The organism is Mycoplasmoides pirum ATCC 25960 (genome assembly GCF_000685905.1).
GTDB lineage: Bacteria > Bacillota_I > Bacilli_A > Mycoplasmatales > Mycoplasmoidaceae > Mycoplasmoides > Mycoplasmoides pirum.
Window position 1 is genome coordinate 384800 of the sequence record NZ_JMKZ01000001.1, and the last position, 19441, is coordinate 404240.

Here is a 19441-nt window from a genome sequence, read left to right on the forward strand (position 1 = left end):
TATCAATATTTAAATTATTTTTTTTGAATTTATATGACAAAATCAATAACATTTAAAATTTATTTTAGTTGTGGCACTTGTGCTCAAAATATAGAAAAAGCTTTAAAAAAATTAGATCTTGTAGATTTTATAATTAATAGTGTTTCTCAAGAAGTTGAAATTGAATATGATCCCAAAGTTATAGATGAATCAGTTATCATAAAAACGATTGAAAAACTTGGTTATAAATATGAAATCATTTAAAAGTTTTTATTCTAAATATGGTTTAAAAATTGAATTGATTTTAGCCATATTTTTAGATTTTTGATTAATTTTAGGTCATATTTTAATGTTAGCTATTCCTAATAATAATTTCACATTATTTTTAAATGATCCTATCTTTGGTTTTGTTATTGCAACATTTGTTCAATTCTTTATTGGAAGAAAATTTTATCTTTTGATGTTTAAAGAAATTTTTAAATGACATCGCTTGGGAATGAATACATTAATTGGCACATCTAGTTTATTTGCGTACGTATGAAGTGTATATGCATTAATATATTCATTAGTAACTAATTCAAATGATATTAGTCATCATAATGGTTTTATGTATTTTTTTGAAATCGGAACAACAATCATAACTTTTTTATTAATTGGAAATTATATAAGTGATTTTTTAAAATCAAAAGTAAATAAGGATATAAATAAAGTTTTAGAAATCCAAACTCCTTTTGCTTTAAAATATGATTTGGAATCTAAAAAAACTGAACAAATAAGTTATAAAAGTTTAAATATTGGTGATTATATTTTAGTAGAACCTAATACAAAGGTTCCGATTGATTGTAAGATTATTGAAAATTCATCTTATTTTGATGAAAGTCTTTTAACAGGAGAAAGTACACATATTTTTAGAAATGTAGGATCCAATATAATAGGTGGTAGTTTAAATTTAACTAATTCAGTCATTTGTCAAGTAATAGTTGATCCTAATAAATCTGTTGTTGCCAATATAATTAAAAGAATAAAAAAAATTCAAGCTAGTAAATCATATGTTCAAAAAATAGCAGATAAAATTGCATCATGATTTGTGCCATCAATATTGATTTTGGCAATTATTTGTTTTTTAGTTCAATTTTTTTATGGTTATGTAATTCAACAATGATTAGGTTTAAGCGATAGTCATTTTTTACCTCATTTTTTAAATCCCGATAATGCGGATGCAACAATGAATAATGTTAGAGTAGCAATTTATTTTTCAATTGCTTTAATTGCAATTTCTTGTCCTTGTGCATTGGGATTAGCTATCCCTTTAGCAATTGTTGTTGGAATTGGTAATGCTGGTCGTAATGGTATTGTTTACAATAATCCAAGTGTATTTGAAAAAACTAAAGATATTAATTTAGTTGCTTTTGATAAAACGGGTACTATTACAAAAAACAAATCATTTGTTGAACAAACATTTGGAGATAATAGCCATTTAGACAAAATTTATAGTTTAGTTCAAAATGCCTATCATCCATTATCTAAAACAATTTTCAATTATTTAAGTGATAAAAATATTAAACCAATTGAAACTTCTAATTTTGTTGAAATTCCAGGTGTAGGCTTGAAAGCCCAAGTTGCTGACCAAACAATTCAAATTGCTTCTTATTTACATTTTTTAAAATTGAATTACAAATTTAATAATAATTTAGATTTAGAAAAAATTAAAAATAGTACTAATGTTTGTTTTGCAATTAATAATGAAGTTGTTTTTGCCTTTTTAATTCAAGATATTATTCGTGATGATGCTCTTGAAACAATTAATTTATTAAAAGAGAAGAAAATAAAATTGTGCATTATTAGCGGTGATAATTTTTTTGTTGTTAAACAGTTGGCTGACAAATTAGGTATTGATGAATATTATGCTAATTGTTCTGCGTTTGATAAAGAACAATTGATTCGTAAATTTCAATCAGAAAAATATGAAGTTGCTTTTGCGGGAGATGGAATTAATGATTTAATTGCATTACAAGCTGCAGATCTTTCAATTAATATGTCTTTAGTTAATGAAAGTGCCAACGCTGTTAGTGATATTAGTGTTGTTAATCAAAATTTAAAAAATGTTTATAATGCAATTCAAATTTCTCGCAAGACTAGAAAAATTATTTGATTTAATTTTTTGTGAGCTTTTATTTATAACATTGTTGTAATTCCATTAGCGTTTTTGGGAATTGTTCCAACTATTATTGCTGTTATCCTAATGGGATTTAGTGATTTTGCAGTTGTTTTAAATACTTTGATATTTCGATTGTTTTATTTCAAAGAAAAACCTAAAAAGAAACATTTTAATTTCTCTAGAAAAAAATTAAATTAAATATTCAAAATTTAAATAATTTTAAAAAATGTTATTTGTAATTAAATTAAATTTTTTACAAAATTTGTTAGTTTAATAATATAATTATTTTCGTAATTATTATTTACAAATGTAAATAATTAATAAGAGAAATATTCTCTTCATGGTTTTTTGAAGAGTGGTATTTGATTAAAAATTACTACATCTTTCCAATAATTTAAGGAGATTCAAAAATTTATGGCAAAAGAAAAGTTTGACCGATCTAAGCCCCATGTAAACATTGGTACAATCGGTCACATTGACCATGGTAAAACTACCTTAACTGCTGCTATTTGTACAGTTTTAGCAAAAGAAGGTAATTCTAAGGCGATGCGTTATGATGAAATTGATAAGGCACCTGAAGAAAAAGCTCGTGGTATTACTATTAACACTGCTCACGTTGAATATGAAACAGCAGCTCGTCACTATGCTCACGTTGACTGTCCAGGTCACGCTGACTATGTTAAAAACATGATTACTGGTGCTGCGCAAATGGATGGAGCAATTTTAGTTGTTTCTGCAACTGATGGTCCAATGCCTCAAACTCGTGAACATATCTTATTAGCACGCCAAGTTGGTGTTCCTAAAATGGTTGTTTTCTTAAACAAATGTGATGTTGCTTCTGATCCAGAAATGCAAGAATTAGTTGCTGAAGAAGTAAAAGACTTATTAAAATCTTATGGTTTTGATGGTGACAATACTCCAATTATTCGTGGTTCAGCATTAGAAGCATTAAATGGTAAACCTGAATGAGAAGAAAAAATTAAAGAATTAATGAAGGCAGTGGATGACACTATTCCTGATCCAGTTCGTGATACTGAAAAGCCATTCTTGTTACCAATTGAAGACGTAATGACAATTACAGGTCGTGGTACTGTTGTTACAGGTCGTGTAGAACGTGGTACTCTAAAATTAAATGATGAAGTTGAAATTGTTGGTTTAGGTGAAACATTTAAATCTGTTGTAACAGGTATTGAAATGTTCCGTAAAGAATTAGATGAAGCTCGTGCTGGTGACAATGCTGGTATTTTACTTCGTGGTGTTGACCGTGGTCAAGTACAACGTGGTCAAGTTCTTGCTAAACCAGGTTCTATTACTCCTCATACTAAATTTAAAGCTGAAATTTATGCTTTGAAAAAAGAAGAAGGTGGTCGTCATACTGCTTTCTTAAACGGTTATCGTCCTCAATTCTATTTCAGAACAACTGATGTTACAGGTTCTATTAAATTAAAAGATGGAACTGAAATGGTTATGCCTGGTGACAATACTGAAATCACTGTAGAATTAATTTCACCAATTGCTTGTGAAAAAGGAAGTAAGTTTAGTATTCGTGAAGGTGGCCGTACAGTAGGTGCTGGAACTGTTGTTGAAGTATTAAGTTAATTTAAAACTTAGCAACAAGAATATCAAATATAAAGTGTGTCTAATATATCAAGATACACTTTATTTTATTTAGCTAAAAATTTAAATTGTCTTTAGCTTTGTAATAAAAAAATATATTATTGCTTAAAACATAAAAAATAAGATAAAAATATAAAATGTTATTTGTTATAATTTCATTATCTTATTTCATACGGTATTAATTAGATGTTAAAGAAAAAACCTTCGTTTGACACTTTATTAAAAAGTACTATAGTTTTTGTATTAATGGTCTTGAGTATCATTGGTATTGTTTTTGGTTCATTAAGATTGGCTGATAGTGCTAATCGTGGTGCATTTTATGATGGTACAATTTCAACAACAGTGTATTTTTCAGCATATGAACCAGCAGATAGTTCACAAAGAGTTAAGGACCAAGATTTCACTAAAGAAAGAAATACAACTGATACTAAATTAATTCCTAATATTCAAGAAATGTTAGATCAAATTTCAAATACTTATGCAAATCGTTTGTACTTACAAGGTTTTAATCAAGTGGTTATTTCTTCTAATCAGGCGGATGCAAATGCGTCTAATTTAGTTGATCAAAATTTAATAAAAAAAAGTTGATTAATAAATCAAAATGCTTTGCCATCAATAACAGTTACTGTTAACAAATTAAATCCTCAAGATCGTGAAGAATTATATTACACTCAAAAAATCTTACGTCAAACTACATTCGAAATTAATCGAAGTTTTGATTTGACATTAGAATCAACAGATGGTTATCAAATTTTTAGTTCTTCAGGAATTGCTAATCAACCCGTTCAACCTATAAGATTTATTCCCGGTTCAGCTAGTGCTACTAGACCAGCAGCTTCTTCGACTGATAGTTCAATAACATTAGAATTGAATATTCCTGGCGTAACTCTAAATAGTGAAAATAATACTGCTTTAAATTATTTTGATCAAGCTATTGAAAATATTAATAAAGAAAGTGATTACATAAGCGGAAATGGTCAAGCATCTGTTGAAGGAAATAATAGTTTATTTAATTCGGGAGCTAATGGATCTACAGCACAAGGAAATCGAAATTTAATTTTATGGAGTGATAAAGAAGGTGCTTTGGCATATGTTCGTCACATTTTTAATGTTGATGAAGGTTCAAGAGAGTATTTTAGTTTTTCTGAAAAAGAACAAAATTTATGAAAATTTTTACATCGTAAATCTCCATATGATGGTAGTGAAGAATCTTCTAAAGACACTTCATTAATTAAAGCATTTAGTTCTGCTGATGAAATTCAATTAAAAGATTTATATTACATTTATGCTAAACCAAATGCATATGAAGCCAAAAGTGATTCAGACAATAGTTCTCCATCAACTATAACGTCGCCTTCTGAAACAAGAACAAGTCGGGGAGCACCAAATGATTATTCAAGTTTATTTGCTCCATACATTCTATATGAAGCAAGAACGATTAATCCTGATGCAACTCAAAATGATACACTAACTAACTTATTTCCAAAAGAACAAACATTCAACCATGGTGGTAATAATAAATTAGTTTTAAAAGAAATTCTTGATGATACTGGTTCATATGCCAATGTAAGTTTTGCAAATGCTAGTCGAATTGCTAATTTAATTAATAGTGGTAATTTTAATAACAACGTAGCTCTAATAGGTTCAAACTCAATTGCTAATGATCCTATATTAAGTGATACATTTATGCAAATTGATGCATTTGCTACATCAATTATTGCTTTAAGTGCTTTTGTTTTATTAGTTGGTATTATTGTTAGTATTTTATATAAAATACCAGGATTATTTAGTTTTTTACCAATTTTGTTAGGTGCAGTATTAAGTTTATTACTTTACAATGAATTTGGTGGTATTATCGATTTATTTACATTATTAGGTTTGATTGGATTAATAACCATTGGTATTGGTTGTTTATTATTAATTTTTGAATCAATTAGGCGTAATATTAGAAATAGTACATCGATAACCGAGGCTGTTAGATTAGCATACAACCATACCTTTATGAAAATTGTTGATATTCATTTGTTAACATTAGTTTTAGGTTTGTTTTTAATGTATGTTGGTCATTATCAAGAAAGTTCATTTGGAATTTTAATGATTGTTGGTTCATTTGTGTCTTTCTTTGTTGTTTATGGTTCTTCAACAATATATGTTAAATTATTTGTTTCCATCAAAAATTGAACAACATATGGTTTATTTGTTTATAAACGTGATACAAAATGATTAAATCAAATTACTGGACAATTAAATTTACAAAATGATGATCATTTGATTTTAAATCGTTCTATATCAAGTAATGTTGATGATGAACTTCATAATTTGTTTAAGCAAAATTTTAGAAATTTTTTCTTTAACCCTAAATCATTATGAGCATTATTAACTTGATTAATTGTAGTTATTGTAGGAATTGTTTCTTTAGTTTTATTTAGTTTAAATCTTGTTTGACCATTAGATGCTAGTGTTCAAAATTCAGGATTAATTATGTTTATATCAATATTTGGATCTATGGGTGTAATGGCAATTTATTTTGCTTTAAGATATCGATGAATTGTTTTGATTCCATATATTGTAAGTAGTATTATTAATTTCTTTTTAATTGTAAGCATTTTATTAGTATTTTCTCCGCTTTTAATAAATACTATTCAATTTGAAGCAGTTTTTGTTTTATTGATTTCATGAATTTTGACACAAATAGCTTTCATATTTAGTATTTCTTGAAATTATAGTTATTGATACCATTATGTTGTTTATAAAAAAGAATCAATTGTTAAATTAATTAATAACAATATCTTTACTTCAATTAGACTATTTGTTATTTTTGGTTCTATTTTTCCATTAGGTGTTTTATTAATTAGTTTATTTAATATAGGTGGCAATGGATCATTTATTAGTCAAGATTTGAATTTATTCTTATTAACATTATTTGGTTTATCATCAGTTGCATTATTATTTTCTTTAATGATTGCTAATTATTTATTTAGTCAATTATTGGGCTTAATGATTTTATTAAGACAAAACATGATTTCTAATAATAAGAAAAAATTACAAATCCAATTTAAAGAAGATAAAGATTATGATCGTTTTGATGAACAAATTATTCCGGGTATAAATGAAAGACTTATAGAAAGACGTTACTAGTTTTATGACAGAAAAAATTCTTAAAAAAATAGATGCAAAAATTTATAAAGTTCGTAATTTTCCTATCAAAGATATGTTATTTTATGACATTATGCCTGTAATTAATGATAGTGAATTGTTTTGTGCTATTATTAATCAAATGAAAGGATTTGCAAAAAAAATTAAAGCCGAAGCAATAATTGCTCCAGAATCACGTGGTTTTATTTTTGGTGCTGCTTTAGCATATGCTGCTAAACTTCCTTTTATTGTTGTTCGTAAACCAAAAAAATTACCAAGAAAAACTTTGCGTGAAAATTATTCATTAGAATACAATGACAATGCATCACTTGAAATTCATGAAGATGCAATTTTGCCTAATCAAAAATTGTTGTTAGTTGATGATCTTTTAGCAACAGCTGGAACAGTTGGTGCAATTTCACGATTAATTAAAAAGTCTAAAGGCAAATTAATTGGTTATAGCTTTTTAATTGAATTAGAAAAACTTAAAGGACGTAAATCACTTAATAATAAATTACCTTTGAACGTAATTATTAAATATTAAGTATTTTAAGAGTAATTTCAAGTGAATCAAAATTCATCATTGGACACAGTAATTAAATTTCAAAATGTTAGTTTTTCTTATGCTGAAAATTTTGTTGTAAAAAACGTTAGTTTTGAAATTAAAAAAAATGAGTATGTTTGTATTATTGGCCATAATGGATCTGGGAAATCAACGATTTCAAAAATTTTAACTGGAATTTTAAAACCTCAATTAGGTGAAATTTATCTTTATGATCACTTAATAACCTCTAAAAATTCAAAATTTTTAAGAGATAATATTGGTATTGTTTTTCAAAATCCTGATAATCAATTTATTGGAATTACTGCTGAAGATGACATTGCATTTGGATTAGAAAATCGTAAATTTCCTCGTGAAGAAATGATTAAAATTGTTAATAGCGTTGCTAAACAAGTAGATATTGAACACATTTTGAAGTATGAACCTTACAAATTATCAGGTGGCCAAAAACAAAGAGTAGCAATTGCTGGAATTTTAGCAATTAATCCAAATATTATTGTTTTTGACGAATCAACATCAATGTTAGATCCTAAAGGAAAATTAGATATTAAAAAATTTATGATTTCTTTAAAAGAAAATGGCAAATCAGTGATTTCAATAACTCATGATATGGAAGAAGTTATAAATTGTGATCGCGTATTTGTTATGGATAATGGTCATTTAATTAAACAAGGAACACCTGAGGAAGTTTTTAGCAATGAAAACTTTTTAAAGGATATTAAATTAGATATTCCTTTTACTTTAGCATTGTCAAAACAATTAAATAATTTGAACAAAGATGTTAAGCAAACATTAAAATACAATGAATTAATTGAGGAGATTGCATCATGTTTAAAAAACAAAAAATAGTTTCTCCACTTAAAAATGATGAGTTCTTATCTGTTTCAAATTTAATGTGTATTTTTAACGAAAAAACTCCAGATGCTTATATAGCTCTTAGTAATATTAATTACACTTTTAAAAAAAATAAAATTTATTGTATTATCGGTGATTCAGGTAGTGGTAAATCAACATTAGTTACTCATTTTAATGGTTTGTTAGTTTCAAAATATGGTGAAATATGAGTAAAAAATTTTCATTTGGGTGGAAAAAAAACAAAAATTAAAAATGTTAAAAAATTAAGAAAAATTATTTCAATGGTTTTTCAATTTCCAGAATACCAATTATTTAAAGATACAGTTGAGCATGATATCATGTTTGGTCCAGTAGCTTTGGGTGCTTCAAAACAAGATGGTCGAAGATTGGCAGAAAAATATTTAAAAAAAATGGGATTAGATAATTCTTATTTAGAAAAAAGTCCTTTCGAATTATCAGGTGGTCAAAAACGAAGAGTAGCAATTGCTGGAATTCTAGCTATCGAATCAGAAGCAATTATTTTTGATGAACCAACAGCGGGATTAGATCCTCAAGGCGAAAATGAAATGATGCAAATTATTTTAGAATCAAAAGCTAAAAATAAAACTGTTTTTGTTATTACTCATCAAATGGAAAAAGTTTTAGAAATAGCTGATGAAATTATTGTATTATCAAAGGGTCAAATTATAAACTCAGGAACACCATATCAAATTTTTACAAATAAAGATTTATTGAAATCTACAACAATTATTACTCCCCCTGTAATTCGTGTTATTGATGATTTGGTAGCTAAAGATGAAAGATTTAAAAAATTATATGATTATGAACCAAGAACAGTTGATGAATTATCTAAAGCAATAAATAAAGTAATTAGTGAGTATGTAAATGTCTAATTTTATTAATGGTTACATTTTAAGAAATTCGTTTGTTCATCGAATAAATCCTGTATTAAAAATATTAATTTTTATATCTTTTGTTGTTTTAATTTTGTTGCCATTAGGATTTGTGATTCAATCTATTATTTTTTTAATTGTTACTGCAATTTTTTTTGTGGCTAAATTACCTAGCAGAATGTATTGAACAAATTTAAAAACGATAATTTTTATGTTTTTAATTTTGTTGTTTATAAATTGATTTACATATCGAAATCCTGGTTTTATTCAATTATTTAATGACGAAAAATTAAATCCTGGTTTTTTAAAAATAGGTTTATATAATGATGACGTCTTATCTGATTTTTATAATCATTTAAATTTTCCAAATTTTTTTACTAATCAAAATTTTGAAATTCAACTTAATGGCACCAAATATCCTATTATTACATATTCAGATTTTTTAAAATTGTTATTTAATAATGGATTTAATAATATTGTTTGAAATAATGGAACTGAAACAAATCCTGATTATGTAATGAATCCTAATTATATATTAGCTATCGGGAAGTATTTTGGATCTAATATTGTTGGATTCAATATTAATACAAATACACATTTAATTGAACCAATAATGCAATTTAAAGGTTATTCGTTTTCTGTTAGAGCAATTATGATGGCTTTGTTGATTACTCAAAAAATTCATATTATGATTATCTTAGCTATCATTCTGACGTCAACTAGTACTTCAATTGAATTATCTTTTGCAATTGAACAAATTTTATCTCCATTTAAAATTTTTAAATTACCAGTTAATGCGTTGGCAATGACAATTAGTATTGCAATTAGATTTGTACCATCTTTATTATTAGAATCTCAAAGAATTTTAAATGCGCAAGCATCTAGAGGAATTGATTTTAAAAATGGTAGTTTTTTTGAACGGGGACATGCTTTAGTTTCTTTAGTTGTACCTATGGTTTCAATTGCTTTCAGAAATGCTAGTGAAATATCAAATGCAATGGAAGCAAGAGCATACAACTCTCGTTATTCACGAACTAGATATAGAATATTTAAGATTCATTTTATAGATTGAACAATTTATTTGTTAATTATGTTATTTTTAGGTTTTGCTATTTTTGCAACTGCTAAATCAGTATTTTTTGCTTTTTTTGGTTCTGCTAGTTGAATGACTCAAGGAATTGGTCATAATGTCTCAGTCGCCCCTAATTCCTAAAAAAGGATTTACAAGATATTGTTTTAAAATATCTTATAATGGTTCAAAATTTCATGGTTGAGCTATTCAACCTAAATTAAAAACAGTTCAAGGTGATTTGCAAACCGCTTTATCATCTTTGTATAATGAAAAAGTGATAGTATATGGTTCAGGAAGAACTGATTCTACTGTTCATGCAATTGCTCAAGTTTTTCATTTTGATGTAAAAAAAGATATTCCCATAAAAGGAATAATTTCTAAATTAAATTCTTTTAATTTTGGAATTTGAAATATTTTTGATGGTAAAAAAATTATTAAACCTTTTCATTCTCGTTATAGTGTTAAAAATAAGACATATCTTTATAAAATAGAAATAACAAAAAAAACAAATCCTTTGACTTTTGATTTTAGTTGACAAATTCCTTATGAAATTTCATTAAAAAAATTAAGAGAAATATCTAAATTATTTATTGGCAAAAAAAATTTTTTATCATTTACGACAGATAAAAAATTAGATTCAATTAGAACTATTAATAAAATAACAATAACTAAAAAAAATAATTTCTTATATTTTAAAATTAACGGAACAGGTTTTTTGCGAAATATGGTTAGAATGATAATTGGATGCATGATTAATTTTGCAATTGACAAAATTGATTTAAATCATTGTAAAAATTTATTTGATAATCCTAGTAAAGGTAAATCTGTTTTTAAAGCTCCAGGATCGGGATTATATTTATTAAAGGTTAACTATTAAATTTATGAATTTTGAAAATGTTAAAAATGATGTTAAATATCTTTTATTTGATTTAGACGGAACATTGATAAACAATGAACGAACCTTAGCTAATGATAATATCAAGATACCTAAATTATTAAATTCTTTTAATTTAAAGCATTCAATAATTACTGGTCGACCACCATATATGATGCTTAAAGAAATTTTTGAATTACAACCTAATATTCCAATTGTAGCAGCAAATGGAGCCATAATTTTGGATCAAAACAAAAATATAATTTATTCTGAACATATGAATCAAGAATTAGTAAATAAAATTATTAATTTTTGTGTAGCGAACAAATATAATTTTTATTTATATACATTTAAACAAATTTATACATATCCTGAAAGTTTTCCACATGTTGATTGCTGAAAAGAGATTGTTAAAAAACTTCCAGTAGAATTCCGATGAAAAATTGAACCATTAGCTAAATATAATAAAAAAGATCCAGTTTTTAAATTTTTAGTTTGAAGTATTGATCAGAATAAAGTTTTTAATCATATTAAAAATAATTTTGGTTCTGAAGTATCTATTGCGAAAAGCACAAGAAATTCTATCGATATTGGGAATTCAAAAATTGATAAAGGCACAGGTTTTGAAAAGATTTTCAATATTTTAAATGCAACTAACGAACAATTTATGGTTTTTGGTGATGGCGGAAATGATCTACCTATGTTTAATAAAGCTAAATATAGTGTTGCTATGTTAAATGCAGCTGATTTTGTTAAAACAGAAGCTAAATTTATAACTGACTATGATAATAATCAAAGTGGTGTTTATCACTTTATTAAAAAAATTTGAAATTAATAGTTTATATACTAATTTTTCATTATTAAATTTATGAGATATTTACTAAACAAAAATAATAAATTTAAAATTTTAAATGTATTAAAAAATCGCTTTAGGTGCTTGAAAAAAATTAATAAATTTTATTTGTTTAAATTCCAATTAAATTTTATATTTTTGTTATTTTTATGTAATCTATTAAAGCATCAAGCAAAATTAAGATAAAAAAAATATTTTTTCAATATGTTATAATTAGTTGATTACACACAACAAATTTATATTGGATTTGGTTTGTAAATGAACAAAAGTAGTATTGAAGAATTTGCAAAGAGTGAAATTGTCTTTATTAAAGGGCAAAATTTAGTTAATAGAAATCGCGTAATAGCAAAAAATTCATCAAAAAAAGAAAATTATTATATTGGAAAAGTTTTTGATTTAGATGATGTTTTTCAAATTGAATTAGTTGTTGAAAAAAATAAAATTTTGTCTTTTAGTTGCACTTGTAATTTAGATAAACCTTGTTTTCATATAATTGGAGTTTTAATAAAACTGTTCATTCAACCACATGAAAAAAATAACAATGTAAGTCATTATGATTTAATTAAACAAAAAGCATTAGAAAAGAAAAAACAAGATGCTAAAAATAAGCAAAAACATTTAGATAAAAAAATAAATTATTCCTATAAAAAATTAGATTGAAATAAAGGATCAATTTCTTTTACTCAATTACACATTAATTTTGATAACAACCAAAAAATTAGTCAATTTAGTTTCCAATTGACATCAGGTAATAAAATTTTTACACCCATTTGTTCTAAAAAAATTTTTAAAAACATTAATAACAAAAATGGATCATTGTTAATTTCTTTATTGGATCATTCATCATATGAAATTAATTCTAGCGCTTTTAATGAATTAGATTTAAAGATTCTTAGATTTTTAATTGAAAATCAATTATCTTTTAAAAATCATCGCAATTATGAATTAAGAAATAATTCAAAAGATACTTTTTGAATAAATAGAAAAGTTATTTTTAATTTAATTAATTGATTGAAATCTGAGTATAAGATTAAAGATAATCTCAATTTATCTAAATTTTTAGAAGAAAAATCTGATTCATTTAGAATGATAATGGATAGCCCAAATAAATACATTTTATATAAAGAATTAAATGAACATAGTAAATATCATATTAGTTTAATGATTCAACAATCAAATAAAAAATGAATTAGCATTAGTGAAGTTAATGCTAATAAAAATGGACAATTACTTTGAGCTGATCCTACTATTCAATTTTGAAAGAATAAAAAGAATCTTGAAGTTGTTAGTTTAGTAGAAAATACTTTAGTAGAATCTTATTTTTTCTATTATTTCAATAACAATATTAAAAATTTTAAATACACAACTTCTGATGGCAAGAACCAAGATATTTTTGATTTTATACCTAAAACAATTATCAGTTTAATTTATAACGATAAAGAAAAAATTATTAAACATAGAATAAAATATGTTTATCCAGGATCTCCATCATTTAGTGTTTTTTCAACTGATGATAATTCTTCAACAAATAAAAAAAGATTATGAATATATGAGAAATCTATTATTAATGTTTTATCTAGTTATTTTTTTGGTTCAAAACAATGATTTATTAAAAGTAAAAAAATATCAACTTTAAAAATAAAAGAATTTGAATCAGCAATTAATGATTTTAAAAAATATAAACAAAGCCCAATTGCTCAATATGAAATTTTAAGCAATTTAACAAATGAATTAAAATTAAATTTCGATTATAAAAATTTTAAAAAAATATCTATTAACGATGATAAATTGATAATTAAATGTGATAACTTTAATTTGACATTAGAAGAATTAAAATTAATTTGCAAACATTATATTTCAGGAAATCAAATCTATATTAATGATAAATTTTTTATTAATTTAATTTCGGAAAAAAATAAACCATTCTTAGATTTTTGGTCAAAATTTGATTATTACAATGCAACATCTACAAAATTAGGATATTTTACTTTACCAAAATATCGAATTTTTGACTTATATATTGCTTTTAAAGGAAATATTAGTTTAATTAAAAAACATGTTGAAAAAAATGTTTTTGATTTAATTTTTTATCTTGTTAATAAAAAGAACAAAGACTTTAAAGTTCCTTTACCGTTTAAAAATGTATTAAGACCATATCAAGTTGACGGTTTTAAATGAATTAAGTTATTACTAGAATACAATATTGGTGGTGTTTTAGCTGATGATATGGGATTGGGAAAAACAATTCAAATCATTTCTGTTTTATATGATGCATATGTAAATAATAAAATTAAAAAACCTTCTTTAATAGTTGTTCCCACATCATTAGTTCACAATTGAAAAGTGGAATTTGAAAAATTTGCAAAAGAATTAAAAATATGTGTGATTGAAGGGACAGCAAAAGAACGAACTAAATTAATAAAATCAAATAAACATAATATTGAAATAACTTCTTTTTCTGTATTTAAAAAAGATATTGAATATCATAATAAAAAATCATATGAATTTTTTATTTTAGATGAAGCACAAAATATAAAAAATAATAATACAAATTTAAAATCATGTGTTAAAGAAATTACTTCTAAACATAATTTAGCATTAACTGGCACACCGATCGTGAATAACGTTCTAGAATTATGATCTATTTTTGATTTCGTATTACCGGGATTATTTGGGACAACTAATGATTTTGCTAATGATTACGAAAAAAATATTACTAAAGACAATAACCCTATTTTGTTAGAACGTTTAAAACAAAAAGTAAATACATTTGTATTAAGACGAACAAAAGAAAAAGTTTTAACTGAATTACCACCTAAAACTCAAACAGATATTTTAGTTACTTTTACACCTGAACACAAATTGTTTTATGAAAAGTGATTTCACGATTCTCAAAATAAAATTAAAGAATTGATAACTAAAAATACTGAAAAAAAGAAAGAATTAAATTCTATAAAACTAAATGTTTTTACAATGATAAATGATTTGCGACAAATTTGTTGTAGTCCCGAATTAAAAGATAAATCATTTATTGGTAAAAATTCTAAATTAGAAACTTGTTTAGATTTGGTTAATCAAGCAATATTAAATGAACGAAAAATTTTAATATTTACACAATATTTAGGAATGATTGATATTTTAAAATCCGAATTAAATAAACGTGGCATTAAATATTATGTTTTATCTGGAAGTACAAAAAACAAAGATCGTGTTTCTATTGTTGATAAATTTAATAAAGATAAAACACCTATATTTTTATCGACATTAAAAACTGGTGGCGTTGGTTTAAATTTAGTTGGTGCTGAAATTGTTATCCATTATGATTTGTGATGAAATTTAGCTATTCAAAATCAAGCAACTGATCGAGTTCATCGTATTGGTCAAAAAAAACCTGTGAATGTTTATAGATTGATTACAAAAGATTCTATTGAACAAAAAATTGTAGCAATTCAGGAAAATAAAAGGCATTTAATAAAAAGTATTATTTCCGACAATGAAGAAAACATTTTAAGCAAAATTTCTTTAGAAGAGTTAATAGAATTGTTTGATATTGATATTAAAAAAACATTGTTAAAAGATGACATAGATAATCATTAGCAACATTTAATATAAGCACAATTTTACTATAGGTTTAACAACTTTGGATTATTTAGTATGATTAAGTTAATGCAATTTTATTGTTTTTAGTTTTTTTGTGTTTATAGTTAATTCTTTGATAAACATAAAAAAAAACTAATTTATTCAAATTATTAAAAACAAACTATTAAATCTTATGGCAAAACAATAAAATAAGATTTTAAAATTTTAGTAAATATATCTTATAAAATTAAAAAATATTAGAAATATTTTAAAAAAAATAAATAGATTATGCAAAAGCAACCTATTTATTTTTCTACTTTATTTTTGAATTTTATTCATTAAAAAATAAAATTTATTTTAAATTATCTGTTTGATAAAAATCTCTTAAGAATATTGAGAAATCATCACTTCCAGGAGATGAAACAGCAGCTTTATTTGAAATAGTAATTTTATTTTTTATTTTTTGTTTTGTTGTAGCGTCACTATTTTCTGGAGTAGTTGTTTCGCCACTACCTGAATTATTTTCACCTGAACCATTATCTTCTTCGGGCGGAGTAGTTGAGCCATCATCGCTTCCACCACCAGATGTTGAATTATATGCAAAGAAACTACGTTGAATTTTGCCATCTTTATCTTGCTTAAAGGCTATAGCCATTATTTTAGTAATTTCTCCATAAGTATCATTGCTTGCTGATGGAATTGTTCCATCTGTAGAATTATTTGTAGGGAATTCAGCAGATTTATTTAATCAACCACTAGCATTTGTTTCACTTGAATATGTGTTGTAAAGAAAATTAACAATATCTCGATATTGAATAGCTTGCGTGTCATTTCTTCTATATTTTTCTGAATTATCTTTTTGTTCTTTAGTAGCAATTTGAGAATCTGAATCTACTTTTCTATATTTTGCAAAAGGATTATCTTTATTATTTGTATTATTTTCGGATATGTATGAATCAACAAATAAAGCAAATTTAACACCATTTGGATATAAACCTTTAATTGGTGAATTTTCACCTAAAATGTATTGAACAGCCTTGCCATAATTACCATATCATCTAGGAGTTATTGCTGTGCAATTTGTTCCATGTAAAAATCTTCATTGATCATCATTTGAATATGAGGCTACCAACAAAACATAATTTCCATCATTAAAATTTTTAGTTCCGTACACTAAATTTTTAACATCGGATTCATTGATTGTATCCAATTTATCATATTCTTTGTTTTGATTTATATCATCTAAAGTTATTGTTCTAAATAAATTTGAATTAACATTTGAACAACTTGTAGTCATTAAACTAATACTTACAGCAGCTACTGAAGCTAAAAATAATCCTAGTAAACTTGTTATCTTTTTTATTTTTTTACTTTTCTTAGTCATTGGTTACCTAATTTGATCAATTTTTTAAATTAAAAATTTAAATATGAACTTGAACTATTTTATTATATAAAATAGTAATATTACTAAAAAAAATAAACTTTGTTTAAAAATATTTAATTCATGAAACAAAAAATTATTGCTATTGTCGGACCAACTGGATCAAAAAAATCGTTTTTAGCAATTGAAATTGCAAAGTATTTAAATTTAAAAGCTGAAATAATAAGTGCTGATGCTTTTCAAGTTTATAAAGAAATTTCAGTAGGTATTAATAAACCAAATGTTGCAGAATTAAATAAAGTTAACCATCATTTTATAAATAATATAAGTGTAAATGATTCATGAAATATTAAAATTTTTAAAGATCAAGCTGAAAAAATTATTGATAGTTTGTTAAATAAAAAATTTATCCCAATAATTTGTGGTGGATCACATTTGTATATAGATGCGATAACTAAAAATTATAACTTAAGCAATTCACCTATGCGAGATAGAAATTTATACAAAAATTGGTCAAATGAACAAATTTTTGAAAAATTTTTTTTAATTGATCCCACTGAAGCTAAAAAAATTTCTAAATATAATAGGAAAAGGCTAATTAGAGCTTTAGAGATTTATGAAACTACAGGATTTAAAAAAAATGAATTAATTCAGAATCAAATTTTAAAGTATGATGTTTTGTATATTTATTGCAATTTAAATAATAAAAATTTGTTAATGGAATTATTAAATAAAAGAACCGAAAAAATGTTTAATAATGGTTGAACAGATGAAATTAAATTTTTAATTGATAATCAACCTAATTTTATTAATTCACAAGCATCAAAAGCAATAGGATATTCCTATTTAATTGATTGTATTTTAAACAAAAAAGAAATCGAGTTAGATGAATTGAAAAAATTAATTAGACAGTTAGCTAAAAAACAAATAAAATGATGCAACAATCATTATATAAATAAGACAATTCATTTTGATTATTTGGAAAATAATATAAACTCTATTTTTAAACAAGTAAGCGAATTTTTTAATATTTAATTTATGAATCCTCAACATTTATACATTCACGTTCCTTTATGTAAAGAAATTTGTACATTTTGTGATTTTAAAAGAGATTTAATTTGTAAGTACAATCCAAAAAAAATTATTAACTATTTAGTAAGTAATCTAAAAAAATTTTCTATCAAACAATTTTCTACCATTTACATAGGTGGTGGCACACCAAATGTTTTCTCTGATGAAGATATGAATTTTTTCTTATCTCATTTGAAACCTTTATTAAAGATTAATAATGAATTTACAATTGAATGTAATCCAGATTTAATAACTAAATCACAACTTCAAATTTTTAAAAAAAATTCAATTAATAGAATTTCATTAGGTGTTCAATCCACTAATAACAAAATCTTAAAAATTTTAAATAGAAGCCACACAATTGAAGATTGCCAAAAAGCGATTAAATTAATGAAATTGTTTAAATTTAATAATATTTCAGTTGATTTTATGTATGCATTGCCATTGATGAAGATTGTTGATACATTAAATGCTGTTGAATTTGCTGTAAAAAATAATATTCAACACGTTTCTTTTTATGGTTTAGATTTAAAACCAAATTCTATATTGACAAAACAAAAATACAAAATTAATTTAGATGATGAAGCTGATCAATTAGAATCTATAATTTCCGCCTTCAATAAAACCAAATTTAAGCGTTACGAAGTATCAAATTGAGCTATATCAAAAAAATATCAATCTAAGCATAATCTAGCTTATTGATTAACAAAAGATTGAGCTGCAATAGGTTATGGCGCTTTTGGATTAGAAAAACGTTTATATTATCATTACGAGGGAACTATAAATAAACCTAAAAAAATAACATATAAATTAAGTGATGAAGAGTATTATTTACAAGTTTTAATGATGGGTTTACGATTAAAAGACGGCATTAATATTGATATTGAACCATATAAATCTGCATTTAATTTTTACAAATCTAAATTAAAATTTTTTAAATTGAAAAATAATATTTTAAAATGTGAAAACATAAATTTATTAAACAATACTTTATTAGATATTATTTAATTTGTATAAATTAAATTGAAAGACAAAAAAATGAAATTTTTTAGAAAAGATTGAATTTTATATGATGAAATAGCAAAGGATGGCGGTCAACGACCCGACACATTAATTGAATTGCAAGTTAAAGATTCTGATACTCATAATATGAGTCATATTCCATTAATTGAAAAACAAAATGATGGTTATTTTGTTAGACATGATTATAATAATGTTCATCCAATGAATATTAAACATCATTTAGTTACAACTGTTCTAAAAATTGATGATCAATGAATTCATCGATATGATTTCAATTATAAAACTGATAATGAACCTAATGTAAAATTTAAAGTTTCGCATGGTAAAAAAGTAGAAGCATATACTTTTTGCAACTTACACGGTTTATATTATTCATCTATAAAATAAAT

At 24.4% G+C, this 19441-nt stretch carries 15 protein-coding genes; 14 read left to right on the forward strand and 1 reads right to left on the reverse strand.

Translation table 4 applies throughout. The annotated features are described in order from the left end of the window. Nucleotides 1-33 precede the first annotated feature (33 nt). The 11 genes from T397_RS0101695 (at nt 34) to T397_RS04215 (ending at nt 15595) form a co-directional block, all read left to right on the forward strand. Nucleotides 34-243, forward strand: a complete 210-nt coding sequence (locus T397_RS0101695) for a heavy-metal-associated domain-containing protein (protein WP_027123955.1) — start codon at nt 34-36, stop codon at nt 241-243. Beyond that, nucleotides 230-2335, forward strand: a complete 2106-nt coding sequence (locus T397_RS0101700; protein WP_027123956.1) for a heavy metal translocating P-type ATPase — start codon at nt 230-232, stop codon at nt 2333-2335. Before T397_RS0101695 ends, T397_RS0101700 begins: the two co-directional genes overlap by 14 nt. A gap of 216 nt (nt 2336-2551) precedes the next feature. Next, a complete protein-coding gene (gene tuf, locus T397_RS0101705; RefSeq protein WP_027123957.1) occupies nt 2552-3736 on the forward strand; it encodes an elongation factor Tu in 1185 nt (394 codons plus the stop codon). A gap of 204 nt (nt 3737-3940) precedes the next feature. Continuing rightward, nucleotides 3941-6892, forward strand: coding sequence for an MPN396 family protein (locus tag T397_RS0101710; protein WP_027123958.1), 2952 nt, complete (start codon nt 3941-3943; stop codon nt 6890-6892). A 4-nt stretch (nt 6893-6896) separates the two neighbouring features. Next, a complete protein-coding gene (apt, locus tag T397_RS0101715; protein ID WP_027123959.1) occupies nt 6897-7433 on the forward strand; it encodes an adenine phosphoribosyltransferase in 537 nt (178 codons plus the stop codon). A 21-nt stretch (nt 7434-7454) separates the two neighbouring features. Continuing rightward, nucleotides 7455-8300 carry an energy-coupling factor transporter ATPase gene (locus T397_RS0101720; RefSeq protein WP_027123960.1) on the forward strand — a complete coding sequence of 282 codons (846 nt, stop codon included), beginning with the start codon at nt 7455-7457 and terminating at the stop codon, nt 8298-8300. Further along, nucleotides 8279-9199, forward strand: coding sequence for an ATP-binding cassette domain-containing protein (locus tag T397_RS0101725; protein WP_027123961.1), 921 nt, complete (start codon nt 8279-8281; stop codon nt 9197-9199). Before T397_RS0101720 ends, T397_RS0101725 begins: the two co-directional genes overlap by 22 nt. After that, entirely contained in the window at nt 9192-10412 is a 1221-nt protein-coding gene (locus tag T397_RS0101730; protein ID WP_027123962.1) for an energy-coupling factor transporter transmembrane component T family protein, read from the forward strand. The genes T397_RS0101725 and T397_RS0101730 overlap by 8 nt, the downstream gene beginning before the upstream one ends. Then, a complete protein-coding gene (gene truA, locus T397_RS0101735) occupies nt 10387-11148 on the forward strand; it encodes a tRNA pseudouridine(38-40) synthase TruA (RefSeq protein ID WP_052663069.1) in 762 nt (253 codons plus the stop codon). The genes T397_RS0101730 and truA overlap by 26 nt, the downstream gene beginning before the upstream one ends. 4 nt (nt 11149-11152) lie before the next feature. After that, nucleotides 11153-11980 (forward strand): Cof-type HAD-IIB family hydrolase, encoded by an 828-nt coding sequence (locus T397_RS0101740; protein ID WP_027123964.1) that lies wholly within the window; start codon nt 11153-11155, stop codon nt 11978-11980. 276 nt (nt 11981-12256) lie between these two features. Beyond that, nucleotides 12257-15595: a DEAD/DEAH box helicase gene (locus tag T397_RS04215; protein WP_052663070.1), complete on the forward strand. Its 3339-nt coding sequence runs from the start codon at nt 12257-12259 to the stop codon at nt 15593-15595. A 334-nt stretch (nt 15596-15929) separates the two neighbouring features. Here the strand turns inward: T397_RS04215 and T397_RS0101750 are convergent, their stop codons facing one another. Then, the gene (locus T397_RS0101750) at nt 15930-16961 is read right to left on the reverse strand and encodes a DUF6856 family protein (protein ID WP_027123965.1); all 1032 of its coding nucleotides are present in this window, start codon (nt 16959-16961) and stop codon (nt 15930-15932) included. Between the two features lie 120 nt (nt 16962-17081). On the opposite strand from T397_RS0101750, the gene miaA reads away from it, so the two are divergent. From miaA to T397_RS0101765, 3 genes are read left to right on the forward strand one after another with little or no spacing between them, the layout of a single operon-like run. Then, a complete protein-coding gene (miaA, locus tag T397_RS03885) occupies nt 17082-17993 on the forward strand; it encodes a tRNA (adenosine(37)-N6)-dimethylallyltransferase MiaA (protein ID WP_052663071.1) in 912 nt (303 codons plus the stop codon). A 3-nt stretch (nt 17994-17996) separates the two neighbouring features. Next, nucleotides 17997-19037, forward strand: coding sequence for a radical SAM family heme chaperone HemW (hemW, locus tag T397_RS0101760; protein ID WP_027123966.1), 1041 nt, complete (start codon nt 17997-17999; stop codon nt 19035-19037). A gap of 30 nt (nt 19038-19067) precedes the next feature. Beyond that, nucleotides 19068-19439, forward strand: a complete 372-nt coding sequence (locus tag T397_RS0101765; protein ID WP_027123967.1) for a desulfoferrodoxin family protein — start codon at nt 19068-19070, stop codon at nt 19437-19439. Nucleotides 19440-19441: the final 2 nt, after the last annotated feature.